The organism is Desulfacinum infernum DSM 9756 (assembly GCF_900129305.1).
Lineage (GTDB): Bacteria > Desulfobacterota > Syntrophobacteria > Syntrophobacterales > DSM-9756 > Desulfacinum > Desulfacinum infernum.
On record NZ_FQVB01000016.1, the window covers coordinates 60,937 to 80,685 of the forward strand.

13 protein-coding genes are annotated in these 19,749 nt (G+C 62.1%); 7 read left to right on the forward strand and 6 right to left on the reverse strand.

Translation table 11 applies throughout. From position 1 onward, the window contains the following. Window positions 1–19: 19 nt before the first annotated feature. The gene (locus BUB04_RS09250) at window positions 20–586 is read right to left on the reverse strand and encodes a shikimate kinase (RefSeq protein WP_073038710.1); all 567 of its coding nucleotides are present in this window, start codon (window positions 584–586) and stop codon (window positions 20–22) included. A gap of 308 nt (window positions 587–894) precedes the next feature. Here BUB04_RS09250 and aroQ point away from each other — a divergent pair, with 308 nt between their 5' ends. The 3 genes from aroQ to BUB04_RS09265 all read left to right on the forward strand — a co-directional run bounded on the left by aroQ (window position 895) and on the right by BUB04_RS09265 (window position 3,264). Continuing rightward, window positions 895–1,341 carry a type II 3-dehydroquinate dehydratase gene (aroQ, locus tag BUB04_RS09255; RefSeq protein ID WP_073038741.1) on the forward strand — a complete coding sequence of 149 codons (447 nt, stop codon included), beginning with the start codon at window positions 895–897 and terminating at the stop codon, window positions 1,339–1,341. Window positions 1,342–1,513: 172 nt separating this feature from the next. Continuing rightward, complete coding sequence (locus BUB04_RS09260; RefSeq protein WP_143156430.1) at window positions 1,514–2,254, forward strand: lysophospholipid acyltransferase family protein; 741 nt, start codon at window positions 1,514–1,516, stop codon at window positions 2,252–2,254. A 14-nt stretch (window positions 2,255–2,268) separates the two neighbouring features. Then, window positions 2,269–3,264 (forward strand): beta-ketoacyl-ACP synthase III, encoded by a 996-nt coding sequence (locus BUB04_RS09265; protein WP_073038712.1) that lies wholly within the window; start codon window positions 2,269–2,271, stop codon window positions 3,262–3,264. On the opposite strand, the gene BUB04_RS09270 is transcribed toward BUB04_RS09265, so the two are convergent. Next, window positions 3,250–6,162: a PEP/pyruvate-binding domain-containing protein gene (locus BUB04_RS09270; protein WP_073038713.1), complete on the reverse strand. Its 2,913-nt coding sequence runs from the start codon at window positions 6,160–6,162 to the stop codon at window positions 3,250–3,252. The genes BUB04_RS09265 and BUB04_RS09270 overlap by 15 nt on opposite strands. A 435-nt stretch (window positions 6,163–6,597) precedes the next feature. Between BUB04_RS09270 and nuoE the strand changes: the two genes are divergently transcribed. From nuoE to glpX, 4 genes are all read left to right on the forward strand, one after another. Continuing rightward, entirely contained in the window at window positions 6,598–7,146 is a 549-nt protein-coding gene (gene nuoE / locus BUB04_RS09275; protein WP_073038714.1) for an NADH-quinone oxidoreductase subunit NuoE, read from the forward strand. After that, window positions 7,127–9,064 carry an NADH-quinone oxidoreductase subunit NuoF gene (locus BUB04_RS09280; RefSeq protein ID WP_073038715.1) on the forward strand — a complete coding sequence of 646 codons (1,938 nt, stop codon included), beginning with the start codon at window positions 7,127–7,129 and terminating at the stop codon, window positions 9,062–9,064. Before nuoE ends, BUB04_RS09280 begins: the two co-directional genes overlap by 20 nt. A 122-nt stretch (window positions 9,065–9,186) precedes the next feature. Next, window positions 9,187–9,870: a 2Fe-2S iron-sulfur cluster-binding protein gene (locus tag BUB04_RS09285; RefSeq protein ID WP_073038716.1), complete on the forward strand. Its 684-nt coding sequence runs from the start codon at window positions 9,187–9,189 to the stop codon at window positions 9,868–9,870. A gap of 169 nt (window positions 9,871–10,039) precedes the next feature. After that, window positions 10,040–11,029, forward strand: coding sequence for a class II fructose-bisphosphatase (gene glpX, locus BUB04_RS09290; protein ID WP_073038717.1), 990 nt, complete (start codon window positions 10,040–10,042; stop codon window positions 11,027–11,029). 44 nt (window positions 11,030–11,073) lie between these two features. On the opposite strand, the gene BUB04_RS09295 is transcribed toward glpX, so the two are convergent. From BUB04_RS09295 to BUB04_RS09310, 4 genes are all read right to left on the reverse strand, one after another. After that, window positions 11,074–13,455, reverse strand: coding sequence for a methyl-accepting chemotaxis protein (locus BUB04_RS09295; RefSeq protein ID WP_073038718.1), 2,382 nt, complete (start codon window positions 13,453–13,455; stop codon window positions 11,074–11,076). A 211-nt stretch (window positions 13,456–13,666) separates the two neighbouring features. Next, window positions 13,667–15,163: a hybrid sensor histidine kinase/response regulator gene (locus BUB04_RS09300; protein ID WP_178371951.1), complete on the reverse strand. Its 1,497-nt coding sequence runs from the start codon at window positions 15,161–15,163 to the stop codon at window positions 13,667–13,669. Window positions 15,164–15,246: 83 nt separating this feature from the next. Then, window positions 15,247–16,125, reverse strand: a complete 879-nt coding sequence (locus tag BUB04_RS09305; protein WP_073038720.1) for a DMT family transporter — start codon at window positions 16,123–16,125, stop codon at window positions 15,247–15,249. A 5-nt stretch (window positions 16,126–16,130) separates the two neighbouring features. After that, entirely contained in the window at window positions 16,131–19,559 is a 3,429-nt protein-coding gene (locus BUB04_RS09310) for an HDOD domain-containing protein (RefSeq protein WP_073038721.1), read from the reverse strand. Window positions 19,560–19,749: the final 190 nt, after the last annotated feature.

Genomic DNA, 19,749 nt, shown 5'->3' on the forward strand with positions numbered 1-19,749 from the left:
CCACCTTTGGTCAATGGTGTCAAAACTCCACTGGCCTCCGCGGGGCCCGGCCGGTCTTTGCCAGGTTACGGGCGATGACCTCGGCGATCTCTTCCGCAGACAGGGAGCCGGAATCCACGGCCACATGGGCGATCACCCGGTAGAGCGGGCGCCTTCTTTCCAGGATCTGGGAGGTCTCGTCCTGGACGTGGCGGCCGGTGAGCGACGGTCTTTGCGTTGCGGTCTTGGGATCCAGTGCGAGGCGCTGGAGGATAACCGGAAGGTCGCAATCCAGCCAGACTACGTGGAAGCAGTCGCGGAGGATCTTTCCGTTCCTTTCCTTTTCCACGATTCCGCCTCCCGTGGCCACCACCAACCCCTCTTCCCGGCTGATCTGGCCCAGAAGGGCCGATTCCGCTTCCCGGAAGGCCTCCCAGCCGTTTTGAGCAACGAAATGGGCGATGGACGTTCCAAACCGCTGCGTCAGCACGCGGTCCATGTCCACGAAGTCCCATCCCAGGCGCGCGGCCAGGAGGTCGCCCACCGTGCTCTTCCCCGTGCCGCGGTATCCGATGAGAGCAATCCGCTGAATCGTGCTTTCTTCCACCCTCCAATGCCTCCTCAACAAGGCGAAGTGGAGCGACCGGGCGCCATAGAACAGGCAGCCAGCCGTCTCGCGGATCTCGCCGCTCCCACAGCCCGTTCATGCCGCATTGTCGTCCCTTCGCGTTCCCGGGCCCTTTTCTTTCCCATGAGCCTCCCCCATCCTGCGAGGCGAGGCAAAACATGATTAAGAAATCCTTGGCCCCATGCGGACCTAAACGGTAAATAGATTTTCCAGCACGCGCAAGGACAAAGCCTGCGGTGATATTTGGATTCGAAGGCATCGACGATGGGAACGGGAGGCCCAAGCCCATGAAACGGATTCTCGTGCTCCACGGAATCAACCTGAACATGTTCGGGAGGCGGGACAGCAGCCACTACGGACATCTGACCCTTACGGCCATCGATGAGCGCATCCAGGCGCTCGCCGCTGAACTGGGCGTGCAGGTGGAATGCTTTCAATCGAACCGCGAAGACGAGCTGGTGGAAAGGATTCATCGGGCCCTGGACGACGGAACGGACGCCGTGGTGATCAACGCCGGCGCCTGGACCCACTACAACTATGCCATTCGGGATGCGCTGGAGATTTTGAAGGTGCCGGTCGTGGAGGTGCACATGTCCAACATCCACGCCCGAGAGCCCTTCCGCGCAACGTCCGTGCTGGCTCCCGTGGCCCGGGGCCAGATTTCCGGTTTTGGCGTTCTCAGCTACCTTCTGGGACTTCGTGCCGCCGTGGATCTCCTGGAAGAACAAGGGTAAGGAACGCATTGGATCCAGGGCCAGCTTCAAGAAATCGGCTTGCGGGCCTCGGGATCAAAGCGGTTCATTTTCGCCATACCTGACCAGGAGCCGGCACAAGCCCGTTGACGATGCGCAGCCCTTCGGGTAGGAGGAGCGGCCCTGGACGAGATGCGTAAACGATGGGGTGACCATGAGACGACCTTTCGCTTTGGATCAACCGTGGATGAAGCCTGTGCCGATCCTGGCGGCCGGCCTGCTCAGACTGCTTCACCACAGCTGTTCCTTTTCCGCCCTGGGGCTGGGGCATCTCCAAAGGGCGTTGTCGGGGCCCGGCGCCTGCCTGTTCACCACCTGGCATTGCATGTTTCCTGCGGTGGTCCACTTTTTCCGAAACTTGGACGGGGTTCTCATGGTGAGCCGTTCCCAGGACGGAGAATGGGCATCGCGCATCGTTCACCATCTGGGCTACCAAACCGTGCGGGGGTCCAGCCACCGGGGCGGTTCCCAGGCCCTTCGCGCCATGCTTCGCCTCACCCGCCTGGGTCATTACGCCGGTCTCATCGCGGACGGTTCCCAGGGGCCCGCCAAGGTGGCCCAGGCCGGGATCGTGTGGCTGGCGCGAGCCACGGGCCTTCCCTTGTTTCCCGTCTGTATGGCCGCCCATCCGTGCGTGCGCCTTTCCAGCTGGGACCGAACCATCATCGCCCGGCCCTTTGCCACCGTGGTTATGGCCTTCGGTGAGCCCATCCGGGTGCCGCGCAACGTCCCCCCGGAAGGGCTGGAATCGTACCGGAACCGGCTCCAGGATGCCCTGAACCGTCTGGCGGACCAGGCGGAAACGGCCGCGCGGAGCGGCGCAGGCGTTCCCATCCCATCCCAGGCAGCCCGAGCCGCCGGGCGGATCGGGCCCGGTCGAACCCTTACCCCTTGAGAAAGGAGAAATGCATGATTCGCAGCGTCATCGCCGGTATCGGCAGTTTCGTGCCGCCGAAGGTGGTCACCAACGATGACCTGGCTCAGAGGATGACCACGAGCGACGAATGGATCCAGACCCGCACCGGGATCAGAGAAAGGCGGTTTGCCGAAGAGGGGGTGAGCTGCTCGGACCTGGCCCTGGAAGCCACCCGCAAGGCCCTGGAAGATGCGGGCATGACGGCATCCGACATCGACTTCATCATCTTTGCCACCCTGAGCCCCGATCATCACTTCCCGGGAACGGGCTGTTATCTCCAGGCCAAGCTGGATGCGGCGCCCGTGGGCTGCCTGGACGTGCGCAACCAATGCACCGGCTTCCTCTACTCCCTGGCCACCGCCGATGCCATGATCCGGGCGGGGCTCTACCGGAACATCCTCATCGTGGGCTCCGAGGTCCATTCCAGCGCCCTCGACTTTTCCGATACCGGCCGGGACGTGGCGGTTCTTTTCGGAGACGGGGCCGGTGCCGTGGTGCTTTCGGCGGGGGATGATCCGGAGCGCGGGGTGCTCTACACGGAGCTCCACGCCGACGGGCGTTTCGCCAAGGCACTGCACCTGGACATCTGGGATATTTCCAAGAAGCCTTACATCACTCCGGAAACGGTGACCAGCGGGGCCATCTGGCCGCGCATGGAAGGAAAGACCGTCTTCAAGCACGCCGTGACGCGTCTTTGCGAATCCATCGTCCGTACCCTGGAGGTGAACCGGGTCCGCCCGGAAGAGATCAAGTACGTCATTCCGCACCAGGCCAACATGCGCATCAACCAGATGGTGGCTCAAAAGCTAGGCTTTCCGGAAGAGAAGTTCCTGCACAACATGCAGCGTTACGGAAACACCACGGCGGCCAGCATCCCGCTGCTGCTGGACGAGACCTACCGGCAGGGCTTCCTGGAAAAAGGAGATCTTTTGCTGCTGGCCGCCTTCGGCGCCGGATTCACCTGGGGCACCGCCCTACTGCGATGGTGAGGATTCCGGGGACGGACACGGGTCGTGTGTCTGGCCGTCCCCGGCCCCCAGACCCAGGTGATCCTTGAGGCAGGAAAGCACGTCCCGGAGGCGCGTGCCGTCCACCTGCACCCCCACGGCGGCGATCACCGAATGGCGGCGGTAAGGATCCACTTCGAACTGCCAGGGGCGCAAGGCCCCGTCCAGGCCTCTGCGGGCCGCAAAGGCTTCAAAGTCCTTCACCCGGGCCAGGAGCGCCTCGTACTCGTCCCGACCGTAGACCACCCCATCGAATTCCCCGTAAGAACATCGGCCGAAGGCAATGACATAGGTTTCCTGGGATGGTCCTTCCTCGCTCCCCTGCCCTGCCTTTTGCTTCATGATGCGCATCTCCGGAAACGGGGCGAAGGCGGGGTCCAGGTGGTACAAGTCCACGAATTCCCCTTCCGGCACCGCACTTTGGAGGTTCATGGGACATCCGTATTTGCTCTGATCCAGGAAGGTGCGCAGGTATCGGCAGACCAGGTCGAAGTCCTCCTCCGGGATGGAAAGCCCGATGCTCACAATCCGTGCATGGCCCTGGCCCAGGGGAGGCTCTCCCTGGACGATCCGGACGCGGTCCCGCAACCTGGGGTTCACCTGGCCCAGGTAGGTCAGAAAATTCTGCGCCAGCACGTCCTTTTCGGAGTATTTCAGGAATCCGGGGCCGATCTCGATCTTGTCCAGATCCTGGTCGTATTCGAAGTTGCTGGCGAAGATGAGGTAGTAGTAGTGCGGAACGCGCATCAAGTGGAAGCCCTCGGCTTCGAAGTCCTTCAAGACGCTCATGGTGCGGTTCTTGATAAAGATGTCCCGGATGACGTCGTTTTCGCCCTCTCCCCGCTCCCGGGCCTTTTCCACCATGATTTCGTGGATCCAGTGGGTACGCCAGGTGGTGCACAGCATGAGGGCGCGAAGAATCTTGAGCACCTCACGGCCGAGATGCGAACCGTGGTAGACCAGGGGGGGGCCCAGGTCGAATTCGTCCAGGGCCACGTCCTTCAGAGCCAATGTTCTCTCCCGATCCCTTTCGGGAATGTAGAGGAGATAGGTGGCGAAGGCGTGCATCAATTCCTTTTCCGAAACGCTCCGGTCTCCCGCCTTGAGCCGTGCTTCCAGCCTCTGGTAATGGGCCAGCTCCAGTTCCATCTGGTAGTGGATGTCCAGAAGGGTCTCGTAATCCAGCTCCCGGTAGCCCGCCCGCTCGAACTGGTCCCGCAGGTATTCCCAATCCACGTAGAGCTTCTTTCGGGCCTTTCGGTCTTCCAGGAAATCCACGGCGTCGGTGACGCCCACGATCCCCCGCTCCCCGTCCACAAAGACCCGGCGACCCATGAACGGTGCCAGGGATGATTCCGGGTTGAGGCGGATCCGGTCTTCGTCGATGAGAACCAAGGGCCGCCCCTCCACGTCCACCACGTTGATGAGATACGGCTTGCTGTAGGCCACGGCCGATACGGCCTCATGTCCGGTGACGTTCCCGTCGCAGCGGATGATTCCCCGCACGTTGGGGTGGTTGACCGCCAGGTCCGATTCGCCGTAGGGGCGTTTCCGGAGCATGATGACCGGCTCGCCTTGGCGGGCCAGATCCAGCGCCGCTTCCGTACCGAACACCAGAACGCCCACGTCCGCCGTGTCGGTGACGGGCTCACCGGTGGCCAGCACCCGGTAGTCCCGAAAGCCCTCCTTGAGGGCCTTTTCCGGCTGCTCCAGGGCGTTGTTGATGATGAGCGACGCCAGCTGAATGTTCGTCTTGCCTTCGTCCACCAGATCCCACATGGCCCGGGCCGTGGCGGCGAAGGTCATGCGAAGCGGGCGCCGCTGGAGGATGTAGAGCTTTCGGTCCTCCACCGTGAATTCGATGTCCAACGGCCTCTTGGCCCGCGCCTCGAACCGGTCCCGCACGGTGAGCAGCAGCTCGTAGATGTCGGGGAACCGTTCCCGGAGATCCCGGGTATGGAGGAGCTGCTTTCGGAGCTTTCCGGAGACGATCTTGTCGCACTGCACCTTAGGAGCCCATTCGATGACGGGGTGCGACGATCCCGTCCGTGGATTCCGGGTGAAAAGAACGCCCCCCAGGCAGTTTTCCGAATCCCGATTGCCGAAGACCATGGCCTGGACGATCACTGCCGTTCCCATGTCGTCCGGCACCTTGGGGCTTCGACTGACCCGGGCCTCCACGGCCGTCTCGCCCATCCACGAATCGAAGACGCTTTCGATGGCGAACCGGAACTGCCTGACGGGATCCGATTGGAAGCCGACGCCTCGCCGGGGATGCTCCGCCTGCAGGAGCACCTTCTTGTAGGCGTCGATCAGGGGAAAGATCTCGTCGGTGGGAACGGATCCCTCGTCGCCCACGTGGAAGCGCTGAAGGATCTCGAAGAAATGGGCATAGGGAATGCCCAGCACCACTTCCCCGTACATGCGGATCGCCTCCAGGTAGGTGCTGAGAAGAAAGCCCTCGTCTTCACCGGCTTCCACCAGAGCGGTGACGATCTCATCGTTGAGGCCCACGTTCAGGATGGTGCTGATGGCCCCCGGTAGAGACACGGGAGCCCCACCCCGCACGGCCACGATCAGGGGCATGGCCCCGGTGGCATCCCCGAATCTCCTGCCCACCCGCCGTTCCAGATCCGACAGCTCCAGGCACACCTGGCTCCAGAGATCCTCCGGTAGCGAATCTCCGTTATTCCTGTAAACGCGCCAGGCGTCGGTGGTAAGGATGAAACCGTCGGGAACGGAAATGAGATCCTCCATACCGGGAAAGTCGGACCTCAGGTTTTGAAAGTCCTCCACCAGCTTCGCCCCTTTGGCTCCCAGCTTGTCCACCTGGGCGGGGTCGGCCCTCTCAAAGGGGACGGTGTAATAGTCCTGGGGCATTTCTCTCTCCTGATCAATGGTCCCAGAATTCATGTGAAACAGAACCGCGAATGAACGCATATGGACGCAAATGGAAATGACCGGTGTGTGGGAGCGCAGCAAGCCACGTTGAGGTTGGTTGGCAATCTAACGATGGAGGGATCACACAAAAAAAGCGCGCCTTTCGGTGCTCCCACAAAAGGTCCGTGCCTGGCCCACCCTTTCATCCATGCGGGGTGGAGCTAAGTGGGCCATGAACGTTAGGTCTCCGTTACGATCCTTGGGTTTCTCGGTTTCCATCTTAACAATCCTGGTGGGTTTCGCCACCCAGGTGCCGACGAAAGATGCCACTCAATGGAAGGAAAGGGGCGGCGGTTGCTTCGCGGCGCTGAGAGTGCTAAACGGGGATTGCTATAATCGAGAATCGAAGGACGCACCTTTGGGGGGGACCCATTCATGAAGGATGATGCCCGCTTGAGCGAAGAAGAGACCATGCTTCGCAGCATCGAGGCCATGCTGCCGCGCTTTGAAAAGAACCGCGCCCAGTTGATTCCCATCTTGCAGGCCATCCAGGAGGAGCACCAGTACCTGTCCCGCGAGGCCATGCGCCTGGTGGCAGACTACCTGGAGATCTCTCCCAGCGAGGTGCTGGGGGTTGCCACCTTCTACAACCAGTTCCGGTTTCACCCACCCGGCCGTCACCAGATCAAGGTGTGTCTGGGAACGGCCTGCCATGTGGCCGGAGGAGACATCATCCTGGAAAATTTTGAAAGAAAACTGGGGATCAGGGAAGGAGAAACCACGCCGGACCGAGAATACAGCGTGGAGCGTGTGGCCTGTGTGGGATGCTGTGCTCTTGCGCCGGTGGCCGTGGTGGACGACAAGGTGATCGGTCACATGCAGCCGAGCAAGATCGAGGGCCTCTTTTTGCAGTTCGACCTCCAGCGGGAGCAGGAGAAGGCCCGGGAAGCGGGAGAAGAGGCGGATGCACAAGCTGGATCCTGAAAAACGGTTGGCCCTGCTGGCGGAGGAGGCGAGGAAAAGACAAGCCCAGGCTTCCCGGGAAGATGTACCCACCCTGCGGATTGTCATGTCCACCTGCGGGTTGGCTGCGGGAGCAGCCGAGACCCGGGCCGCCTTCGAGGAAGCCCTGGAGCGGCGAGGCCTGGAAGCCCGCATCGTGGCCGTGGGCTGTCTGGGCCACTGCTATGCGGAGCCCCTGGTGGTGATCCACCACCCCGCGTCGGGCTTTCCGCCCTTGTGCTACTACAACATCGACCCGGGCAAGGCCCGCATGCTGGTGGATTCCTTCCTCCTGGACGGCGACCCGGCCTTGGAGTACGTGCTGGGTGCCATGGTTCCCAACGACCTCCTTCCCGCCGTCACCGATTTTCCCCGCTTCAGCATGGAACAAAGGGTGGTGATGGAGCATTGCGGCGCCATCGACCCTCACTCGCTGGACGATTACCTGGCCTTGGGCGGATACGGAGCCTTGGCGACGGCTCTCGGCCGGAGTCCCGGCTGGGTGCTGGACGAGGTGGCCCGTTCCGGTCTTCGCGGTCGCGGCGGCGCCGGTTTCCCCACCGGTCGCAAATGGAGACTGGCGGCGGAGGCACCGGCGGATTCCAAGGTGGTCATCTGCAATGCCGATGAGGGGGATCCAGGGGCGTACATGGATCGGACCATCATGGAGAGCAACCCGCACCAGCTTCTGGAAGGCATGGCCCTCTGTGCCTACGCCGTGGGGGCGGAAGAGGCCATCGTCTACGTGCGGGCTGAATATCCGCTGGCCGTGCGAACCATCCAGCGGGCCATCGACGACGCCCGAAAGGCGGGCCTTCTGGGCGAACGGATCCTGGGAAGCGACTTCTCGCTGCATATTCGAGTCTTCCAAGGTTCCGGGGCCTTTGTCTGCGGCGAGGAGACGGCCCTCATCCAGTCCATCGAAGGCCGGCGGGGCATGCCGCAGCACCGCCCGCCCTACCCCGTGGAGGCCGGCCTTTGGGGCCGTCCCACGGTGGTCAACAACGTGAAGACCCTTTCCACGGTGCCTGCCATCCTGACCCGCGGAGCCCACTGGTTCCGGTCCATCGGCACCGAAAAGAGTCCGGGCACGGCCATCTTTTCCGTGGTGGGCAACGTGACGCACGCCGGTCTGGTGGAGATCCCCATGGGGACCACGCTACGCACGCTGATCTTCGATGTGTGCGGCGGCATCCCCAAGAAGAAGGCGTTCAAGGCCGTGCAGATCGGAGGACCGTCCGGAGGATGCCTTTCCGGGGATTTTTTGGACACGTCCATCGACTTCGATTCCCTCACGGAAGCCGGCGCCATGATGGGCTCCGGCGGCATGGTGGTGATGGACGAAGACAGCTGCATGGTGGACGTGGCCCGCTATTTCCTGGATTTCACCCAGAACGAATCGTGCGGCAAGTGCACCTTCTGCCGCATCGGCACCCGGCATCTGCTCCTCATCCTGGACCGGATCACCAAGGGGGAAGGCCGGGAGGAAGACCTGGAACTGCTGGACACTCTCTCCCGGGACATCCGGGACGGGTCGCTTTGCGGCCTGGGCAAAACGGCGCCCAACCCGGTGCTCACCTCCCTTCGCTACTTCCGGGACGAATACGAAGCCCACGTACGGGAAAAGCGCTGTCCCGCCCTCAAGTGCCGCGCCCTCACCGCCTTTTACATCGACCTGGACAAGTGCGCCCGCGGCTGCGACGCCTGCGTGGGGTGCTGCCCCGTGGAGGCGATCTTCACGACCAGGGGGCGGAAGAAGGCCATCGACCAGGAACTGTGCGTCAAATGCGGGGAATGCGTGACCGCCTGCCCCCCGGAATACGATGCCGTGGTGAGGGTGTCCCCGGCCCACCTGGCTCCCATCATCGAAAGGCCGCAGCCTTCCGAAGGCCGCGGATGACCGGGGGGGCCTACGGGGCCATGGGCTCGAGGGGCCCTTCTTTTCAGAAGGAACGGGGGTTGCGAGCTTCGTCACAATTGTCTGGTTTCTGACGTGGGCTCCAGAGGAGAACGGACGAGATCATGATCGCGCTTGATGTGGACGGCAGAACGATCCAGGTGGAAGCGGGCATCACCGTTCTGGAAGCCTGTCTTCAAAACGGGATTTTCATCCCCAACCTCTGCTTTGTGAAGACGCGCAAGCGGCCGCACGCCTCATGCCGCCTGTGCTTCGTGGAAATCGACGGTCTGGACCGGCCCGTGCCTTCCTGCACCCAAAGGGTTCGGGACGGCATGAAGGTACGCACGGACACGGAGCCGGTGCGCCGTCTTCAGCGTTCCGCCTTCAAGCTCCTCATGTCCACCCACATCTGCACGCCTAGGGAGTGTCCCACTCAAGGCCGATGCCAACTCATCCGTACGGCCAAGCTGCTCAAGGTCTCCCTGAAGCCGTCCCCCTTGGAGCGGCTCGAAAGGGACGTGGATCCCGTGGTGCGCCTGGGGCCGTTGGTTCACTACCCCTACCGGTGCGTTCTGTGCGGCCGATGCGTCCACGTATGCGGGGAGGAATCGGGACACGGCCTGCTCACCTTCGCCAAGCGGGGATTCAACACCGTGGTGGCCACCTTTGTGTCCGAGGGCGAAGAGGGGCCGTGTGCGGAATGCTCGGCGTGCGTAGGGGTGTGTCCCACAGGGGCCTTGACCCTGGAGGCACCTGAGACGGCGGAAAGCGAAGAACCAGGGCGTGCCGCCGACTCCGGCGGTTGATGGCTTCGCAGGAAAAGGGGACGCGAAGTCATGCATCACCCCGGAGTGGTGGGGCGAATGATCCCCGGCTCCTAAGGTTCCCTGTTCATGGGAGGCGCGTTTCATCTTGGGGTGTCCGGGGCTTTCTTGACAGGCAGTGGTCCTTCATTTCAGCGATCGGGAGAAACTCATGCATTCGCAGGCACCCGAAAGGAACCTGGGTCTGGATTTGGTTCGCGTGACGGAGGCCGCCGCCCTGGCGTCGGCCCGCTGGCTGGGGCGCGGCGACCGCAATGCGGGGGACAAGGCGGCGGTGGATGCCATGCGTTTGAGCTTCAACGCGGTGGACATCGACGGGGTGGTGGTCATCGGTGAGGGCGAGAAAGACGAAGCGCCCATGCTCTTCAACGGCGAAGCGATTGGAACCGGACGGGGGCCGCGCATGGACGTGGCCGTGGACCCGGTGGAAGGCACGCGCCTTCTGGCCTACGGAAGGCCCAACGCCATTTCCGTGGTGGCCATGGCACCCCGGGGAACCCTGTACAATCCCGGCCCCGCCTTTTACATGCAAAAGCTGGCCGTTCCCAGGGAAGCCCGAGCCGTGGTGGATCTGGATGCCCCCACCGCGGACAACCTGAAAAACATCGCCAGGGCTCTCGGCAAGGACGTGGACGACCTGGTGGTCTTCGTCCTGGAAAAGCCCCGGCATGAAGGTCTCATTCGAGAGATCCGGGAGGCAGGGGCCCGCATCCAGCTCCATACCGACGGGGACGTGGCGGGGGCGCTCATGGCCGTGCTTCCCGACACTACGGTGGATGTGATGATGGGAACGGGCGGCACACCGGAGGGCGTGTTGGCGGCGGCGGCCATCAAGGTGGTGGGCGGGGAGATGCTCGGACGTCTCGATCCCCAGTCCGAGCGGGAAAGGCGGGCTCTGCTCGATGCGGGCTACGATCTCCAACGCGTGCTCACGGTGGACGATCTGGTGGCGAGCGAGGACGTCTTCTTCGTGGCCACCGGAATCACCGGAGGCGACTTCCTGGGAGGCGTGCACTTTACGGGGACCGGGGCGGTCACCCACTCCCTGGTGATGCGGGGAAAGACGGGGACCGTCCGCAAGATCGAGGCCCACCACTCCTTCGATCGCCTCATGCAGATCAGCTCCATCGATTATGACTGAAAACGCGGGCGCCGGGGACATCCCCGGCGCCCCGTCCTTCGCCATCAAAGTCCTTCGAAAGATCGTGCATCCGGCAGTTCTCCGGGGCCTTGGAGTAGGGGCCGAACGACGCCCCGACCGTTGCCAGTCAACGATTCCGTGGGTCGACCGGCGCCCGTGTTTTGGGGAAGCCGGACCGACGCAGGGACGAGACGTTCCTCGGCCGGCTCCTTTTCGCCGGGCGATGCCGTTCTCGATGAGCTCCCGCCCACCAGCGCCACCAGCTCCTCCACGAGGCACTGGAGTTGAGCCGCTTGGGCACTCATTTCCTCCGCGGCCGAAGCCGACTCTTCCGCGTTCGCCGCATTGGCCTGAGTTACCTTGTCCAACTCGGCGATGCCTCGGTTTACCTGGTCGATCCCCTGGGACTGCTGGTGGGTGGCGGCGCTGATCTCAGCGATGAGTTCCGCAACCTTCTTGGCGTTCCCGATCAGCCGGTGGAACGCCTCGCTCGTGGTCTCCACCCGCTGGGACCCGCTCCGAATCCGTGACACGGTCCCTTCGATCAGGGCCGCCGTGTCCTTGGCCGACTGGGCGGCGCGCATGGCAAGATTGCGCACCTCGTCCGCCACCACGGCGAACCCGGCCCCGGCTTCTCCCGCCCGGGCCGCCTCCACGGCGGCGTTCAACGCCAGCAGATTGGTCTGAAAGGCGATCTCGTCGATGGTTTTGATGATCTTTTGGGTCTCTTCTCCGGCCTTGGCCATCTCCTGCATGGACCGGGTCAGATCGGCCATGGACTGGGCCGCGTCGTCTGCCACGTTCGTTGTCTGCTGCATGAGTTGCGCGGCCTGGGCGGCATTGTCCGCGTTCTGACGCGTCATGGAAGCCATCTCTTCCATGGAGGAGGAGGTTTCCTCGATGGCCGCCGCTCCTTCCGATGCCCCTTCCGCTAGGTGTTGACTCGACGTGGCCACCTGGTAGGACGCCGCCGCCACCTGGGATGCGCTCTCTTCCACCTGGGACGCGAATCGTTTCAGGGAAGAGACGATGCCCCTGGCCAACAGGAAGGCCAGGAGGATGCCCACTACGATGGCCGAGGCACTGATGAGCCCCACATGGCGCTTGGTCTTTTCGGCCGCCTCCAGGACGGCATCGAAAGAAAGGATGTTCTTGGCCGTTTCGTCGCGGAGCCCATGGAGCAGTTTCTGAACCTGGCGGAGCGCCGGCATGGTCTGTTCGGCATAGATCCGATTCGCCTCTTCCAGCCCCTTCAGCTGTTCTTCGGCCTTGGATCGGATACGGCCGAGAGCCGCCGCCGTATCGGCGAGAGCCCGCAACGTTTCATGCTGGAAAACCTTCAGCGCGTGCTGATGTCTTTCCACCAAGGCGCCCTCGGCTTCCATGGCCTTCCCGAACCACTCGGCGATTTGCGCGAGGGCCGGAAGCGCCTGGCTGGTATAGATCGCAAAGGCGCGGTTCTGATCTCCCGCGGCCAGGGCTTCCTCCATGGCTTCGGCCGTGGCGTGAAGCTCCCGATGGGGTTTGTGCACGGCCTCCATGGCCTCCCGGAACGCGGGAAAGTTCGCCATCCACTCCTTGGCCTGATCGGAAATCAAGAACCGGCCGAAGGTGCACTTGCTCGGATCCTTTTCCACATCCAGCTTGGTGCTTCCCTGGATAAGGGCTGCCGAAACCTTCATGGTCCAGAGGTAATGATCCTCCAGGCGCGCCCGCATCTCTTCCATCAAGCCCGGGTGGACGGGCCGGTAAATCTCCTGGAGCTTGGCGGCGGATTCATGCAGCCGCCGGTGTTCTATTTCCAGTTCCCGGACCAGTGGCTCCAGGTCCGGATTCCGTTCCAGCACCTCTTTCAGGGAATCGCCGTAGATCCACTGACCCAGAGCGCATCGGGTAGGATCGGTCTCCACATCCACACCCGCCTTGTTTTCCAGAAAGACGTCGCGGATCTTGGCCGCCCACACCAGGTGGTCCACTTCCCGACGGGCCAGGAAGCCGGGCAATTGAGGGTCCGCCGGGGCATAAGCGGCCTGGATGGCTGCGGCCGACTCATGAAGGATCCGGTGCGGCGCCTCGATCTCCCGCAGCAGGGGAGCCAGGCTCGGTACCAGCGCGATCGCCTCCTTGCGGCCTTCCCCGTAGAGCCATTTTCCAAAGGCGCACTGATGATCGTCGAGCTGCACATCCAGCCGTGTCACGTTCTTGTCGGTCAAGAGTGCGTTCACCTCGTTGGCCCAGTTCAAATGGTCCAGCTCGCGCTGCGCCAACAGGCCGTCCAAATGCTTGCCCCCTACGCAGGTGTGAGCCTCATTCACGATGCCGCGGATCCCGCTGAAACCGAGCCAGGCGACAGCTGCAAATAAGGATAGAACCACCGAAAAACCCAATCCGATTCTTTTTCCGACACTCATCTTTTTCCAAAACATTGCGGAGCCCTCCCCAGTGGTCTCCGGGCACGGAGGATTGTCCTGCCTGCCCGGAAAGGATTTTGTGTACCGCCTCACAGAACAAGATCGGCGAAAAGGGGGGGGTGACTTTACGGAAAAAGTGTTGCCACCTACTCTAGTTTTGCGCTGGGAATTGTCGTCCACCGGGAGAGGTCGGCCGGCACGAGTTCAACGGCGTCTCGGCGGAGAGTCAGTGCTGTTGAGGAACAAAATCCCTTGGGGACTCCTGGCCCGAACCAAGCTCTTTTTCCCGGTATTTGGGCAGCGAGACGGTAAAGACCACATGGGGATCGTCCCGCTCAAAGGTCAGCAAGCCGCCCATGGTGCGCACCAGGCGGTAACAGAGCGGGAGCCCGATGCTCTGGCCTCCCTCGTCAAAGGGAAGGAACAGGGCATCCTGGTCTTCCGGCAGTTCATATTTGCAGGGGTTGCGGAATCGGATGAGAATGTGCTGGTCGCTTTCGTAGGCCTTGACTTGGAGTTCATCTCCCTTCTTCATGGCCTGCAGAGCGTTTCGAACCAGGTTGATGAAGACCTGCATGAGCAGATCCGGATCCACGTAGAGCTGGGGGAGGTTCGGGTCCACGGACAGAGTGCACGTCATGCCCCGGCGCTCGAACTCCATCGATAGAAGATCCTTGCACCGTCGCAGGATTTCTTCCAGACTGTGTACGCCCGGCGACACTTCCACCGGCGAGAGGTAATTGCGGATCCGGTCGAGGATCTTTTCCAGGCGACGGCATTCGTCCAAAATGATGCGGGCTTCCTCGGAGTCGGGATAGGTCTTTTTCAATCGGCGGGCAAACCCTCCCAAAGCGACCAAAGGGTTTCGGATTTCGTGGGCCACTTCGGCGGCGACGGCGCCCAACGTCTTGAGTTTTTCCTTCTGGACCAAGGCCTTTTCCAACAGAACCCGGTCGGTGATGTCCACGGCGATGCCTTCCAGATGAGGCCAACCGCGCTGGGTTCCGTGCCAGAGCGGGAGAAAGGACTTGATAAGGCAGTGGATCAGGTGCCCTTCCCGGTGGATGAAGCGGCATTCCACGAAGGCGGGGCCCGGAGAGCCTGAAAAACCCTGCTTGAAATAAGACTCCAGGCGGGCCCGGTCGTCTTCAAAGATTCTCTCCAGCAGCCATCCCGGACGGCCGCAGACTTCGTCGGGTTCGAAGCCCAACAGGGTCCTGCAGGCCTGGTTGACGAAATCGAGTCCGAAGTCCCGTCGAAGCGAAAAAATCATGAGAGGGACATTCTGCACGAGGTCAGAATAGCGTTGCTCCGCCCGGCGTATGCGCTCCCGGAACGCCCGCCTTTCGTGATGGCGGCTGAGGCAGATGAGGACGTCCTCCAGGCTGAAGGGCTTGCGGATGAAATCGGCCACGCCCACCTTGATGGCCTGGACCGCGTTCTCCACCGTGCCGTACCCGGTCATGATGACAACGTCCCGGTGCGGGTCGTGCTCTTTCAGCGTTCGGGCCAGATCCAACCCACTCATCTCCGGCAGTTCGATGTCCACGAAGGCCAGCAGGAAGTTCTCCTGTTCAGACAGGCGCACGGCTTCGCGGGGGGTTCCGGCCGTCAGGGGTTCCATTCCCTCGGCAAGAAGGATCTCTCGGAACAGATCCAACACGAAGGGATCGTCATCTACTACCAGAACCTTGGGGGGGGGCGGGCTCGGGAAAGCATCCACAGCGGGCATCCTCCTTTTCATCCTTCCATTTTTGTCGCATCGAGAGGCAAAAGAAAAGGGGGGGAGGTGCGATTTTTGTCCAATCAAGCGGGATGGGGGCGGTTGGTCAGGTAAACGCCAGCCAAGACCAGGATGGCTCCGGCGAGCAGGGAGGGCGACAATTTCTCATCCAGAAGAACATAGGAAAGGCTCATGGCACTGACCGGAACCAGGTTGATGAAAACACCCGCACGCGATGGACCGATGGCACGAATGCCTTCGTAGTACCACTGGAACCCCAGGGCAGTGCCGAAAAAACCCAAATAGAAAAGACAGGTCCACGCCCCCCAGGAGTGCTGGGGGAGATTGTGCCACACGCCTTCCAGATGGGCGGGCACGCTCAGAAAAAGAGTCCCCAGGATACAGGAATAGGTGACGGCGGCCAGGGGTCCCAGCCGGGCAACCGCGCGTTTGCCGGCGATGGAATAGGTGACCCAACTGCCAACGCACCCGAAAATCAGCAAGTCGCCGACATTCACGCCCCCTCTCAGGAGAGAGGCAGGGTCTCCCCGGCTGATGATGACCAATGCGCCGGCCACAGATACCAGCACTCCCGAGAGCTTGATGGTCCCAAGTCTTTCCTTGAGGATGAGCGCGGAAAAGAGGGCAATCATGGCGGGATTGCAGGCGATGATGAGGGACGCGCGCCCCGCGGGCACGTGCTTCAACCCGGAGAAGAAGAAAGCATTATAGGCGAAAACCCCCGTAAGGCCAAGAAGAGTCAACAGAAACCAGTCCGTCCCCCGCGGCACGGAAAGGCGATCGGTGGATCGTTTGAGGAAAATGAGCAGGAAAAACGTGGCGAATACAAACCTTATAAAAGCTGCCGTGAAAGGTGGAATTTCCCCGGCGGCCAGTCGGCCGGCGATGAAGGTCCCCCCCCAGAAAAAAGCCGTGAGAACCAGTTTGGCATAAACCAGCATGGAGGTCAGGATTTCTGCTCCAGGAGGGCGCGCAATTCATCCTCCGCCTCGCCACTGTCCTTGTCGAACCGAACCCCCACCAGGTGGGAACGCCCGTTGCCGTTGGCGTTGGACACCCGCGCCCAAACCACCCGCCCGGTCACGGAAACAGACCGGTCCCCGGCGCCTTGAATCGTCACTCGCACCGGCTGCTCCGGCTCCAGGGGTTCACGGGAATTGACCAGCACCCCGGCCGTGCTCAGGTTCTTCGTTTCCCCATGAACGGAACGATCCCCCGTTTCCACAGTCACGGGAAGCTTGACCACCTTCCTTTCTCTCCAGCGCCTTTCCCCCACCTGCAGAACCCGATGGAGGGTTTCGCTGAGCTTCCTCAACGTGTAGGGCTTGGTGACCACGCCCAGAAAGCCGAAATCCGCATAACGATCGATGATGCTATCCTGCACGTACCCGCTGGAGACAATGGCTCGCACGTGCGGGTCAATGGTGTGGATTTCATCCAGGGTTTCCTTGGCGCCCAAGCCGCCGCGAACCGTCAGATCCAGAATCACCGCATGAAACGGCCGGCCTTTTTTCTGAGCCTCCCGGTAGAGTTTCACGGCCTCGGCCCCATCGCGGGCAAGCGTCGGCTCGTACCCAAGATGTTGGAGCATCTCCTCGATGATCTGAAGCACCGACTCCTCATCGTCCATGACAAGGATACGGCCCCGGCCTTTTTGGAGTGGCTTTTGCGGTTCTTCCACCAAAGGCACGTCCTTGTCGCTGGCCGGCAGATAGAGATAGAAGACCGTCCCCTGTCCCTCCTTCGACTCCACGTTGACGTACCCGCCGTGACGTCGCATGATCGAATAGACGATGGCCAGGCCCAGACCGGTCCCCTTTTCCGTTCCCCGATCCTTGGTGGTGAAGTAGGGATCGAAGATGCGGTCCAGGTATTCGGCCTTGATCCCCACTCCCTCATCCCTGACCAGGATAAAGACATAACGACCGTCGGGCAGCGGCAGCCGATCCTCCGCTGTCACCACCACATTGCGGGCCTCCACGCGGACCGTTCCGCCCTTGGGCATGGCCTGTCGCGCGTTCAACAGCAGATTGCTCATCACCTGGTTCATCTGGCCCACGTCCACATCCACGGGCCAGAGATCCTCGGCGACGTCCAGCTCCAGGCGCACGTTGGACCCCGACAGTACGAACTCCCCGCTTTCCTTGATGATCTCCGCCACCGAGGCCGTCTTTTTGACCGGATTGCCGCCCTTGGCAACCGCAAGGAGCTGATGGGTGAGGTCCTTGGCTCGGTTGACGGCCTTTTCCGCCTCGTCGATTCTGGCCTCCAGCTTCTCGGGCTGGTTGAGAAACATCTTGGCCAGATTGAGATTGCCCAGGATGCCCATCATGATGTTGTTGAAATCATGGGCGATTCCTCCGGCCAGAATGCGGACCGAATCCAGCTTCCTGGCCCGGATCACCTCCGCTTCCATCTTTTTCTGGTAGGTCAGGTCCCGGATGGCGAAGATGACCCCCTTGGGCTTCCCATCCCCGCCCAGGATAGGGGATGCGGCGATTCCCACCGGCTTGCGGGTGCCGTCTCTCGTCTCCAGGTCGATCCCATTGGGCAGTTCCAGGGTACTTGCCCGGCTCAGCACCCGCCCTACGGGATCCTTGAGCAGTTCCTTGGTTTCCGCGTGAACAAGTCGAACACAATGGGAAAAGTCTTTTCCCACGGCCTCGTCGGCGCTCCAGCCCGTGAGACGGGCCGCAGCGCCGTTAAAAAGGGTGACCCGGCCATCTGTATCAGTGGCAATCACCGCATCGGCGATGCTTTCCAGAGTCGTGGCCAGTCGGTCCTTTTCGTCTTGGTACTTTTTTTGGGTGGTCCGGAGATTCTTCATGGCCCACCCCGCTTCTGCCAGGGCGCGGGTGAGGCTCTCGCCCTTTTCGCGGCTTTGCTCCACCAGTCGGGCGCGGCTCAGCGCCGAGGCAAGGATCTTTCCGAGGCGCTCGTAGACCGTGACATCGCGGGGGGGCTCCGGGCTGTCGTGAAGAAGTGCCTCCTCCAGCACCACCACCTCGCCAGCCACCGCCCCTTCGATCAGGAGGGGAACGGCCACGTAGGGGTTGTGAAACTGGATGAGCGAGTCCAGGGACGCCCCGTTCACCCCGAAGGAGTATCGCCTGGCGAAGGAAACCAACAACTGGCGCAACCCCTCCGGCACCCGGCCGAGGCCTTGCCGGCCGTTGCCATTCTGAGGGCTCAGAGAGAAGACGTCGTCTTGGCCCTGGGCGTTCCACCACACCCCCTGGACCTCCTTGTCTTCCTTGCTGACCGCGACCAAGAGGCCCTCAGGTATTCCCAGCACCTCAGGAAGCCGCCGGGCTGTCTCTTTGAGCACCGACCCGACATCCCCGAGGCGTTCCAACGCTTCTCGCAGATTTTCCAGGGCCTCCTTTTCCCTCTGCGACTGGCTCGGAACGGGTCTGTTCAAGTGGCGCGATGCCATCTTCGCCAGGTGTTGGTTGGCGCGCTGCAGGGCGCTGAAATAGAAGGACAATTCATCCTGCTCCAGGTCGAGCAAACTCGTGCGCGCGCCGTAACGTTTGCCCATCTCAGCCTTGGCCGCTTCGCAATCCTCCGCGGCCAGGCCCAGCGCCGAAAGGATCTCGGAATCCGGCGGGCCCATCTGTTCGAGGCAGATGGCATCGGCCATGAGATCATGGGCCAGGTGATCGGCCAGGTTGACCAGAAGGCTCAACGACCGGATATCCGGGTCGGATGCCTCCAGCAGAGGGATCACGTCCGGACCATGGTGGTGCCACCAGATGGGATAGAGAAGAATGTCCGGGAGTTCCCATTTTTCCGCCAGCCACTTGCCGGCCGTCGCATGATCCACGCCCAATTCCTGCGGCTCCAGCCGCACGGGCGGGACGTTGCGCTCCTCACTCAAACGTTCCAACTGCTCATAGCGGGAGGCATCCCATTCCATGAGAAGCAGCTTTCCCACGTCATGGAGCAGCCCCACCACGAAGGCCTCGCTGACACGCTTCAGCCCGGCTCTCTCCGCAAGGATCTCACAGCAGACCGCGCATGCCAGGGAATGTTCCCACAGCCGTTGCTGATCCTTGCGGGCGTGACGTCTCAGCTCTTTAATGAGCGACTCCGATACGGTCACACTGAGGAGAGCGCAGCGCAGCTGCTCCACGCCAAGGATCGCCACGGCCCTCCTGATGTCCGCCACCCGCCGGCGCAGTCCGTAGTAGCTGCTGTTCACAATCCGCAGGACCTTCAGGGCAAGCGCCTGATCGGTTTCCAGTAGACCGATCACACGCTCCATGTCCGGCCGGGACTGGGTGAGAGCGTTAAGGATGTTGCTGGCCACGGCCGGGACTGACGGCAGGGTCTCCAAAGTGCGCATCACTTTCTTGATATCGCCTGCGTGCATCTCTTGACCGTTCGCCTTCGTACCGGGTCGTCTGTCCATTGTCGGGTATGTCCTTGCGGAGTGAACGCCTGGAGGGTCCCCAGCGACCGGATTCGCTCATGACGCGTTCCCCCTCCTTAAGACGAAAGGCCGTCCCGAATCAACCACTTCTTTCCCCTCCGGCCACAGGATCGCGTCCGGGACGGTCTTC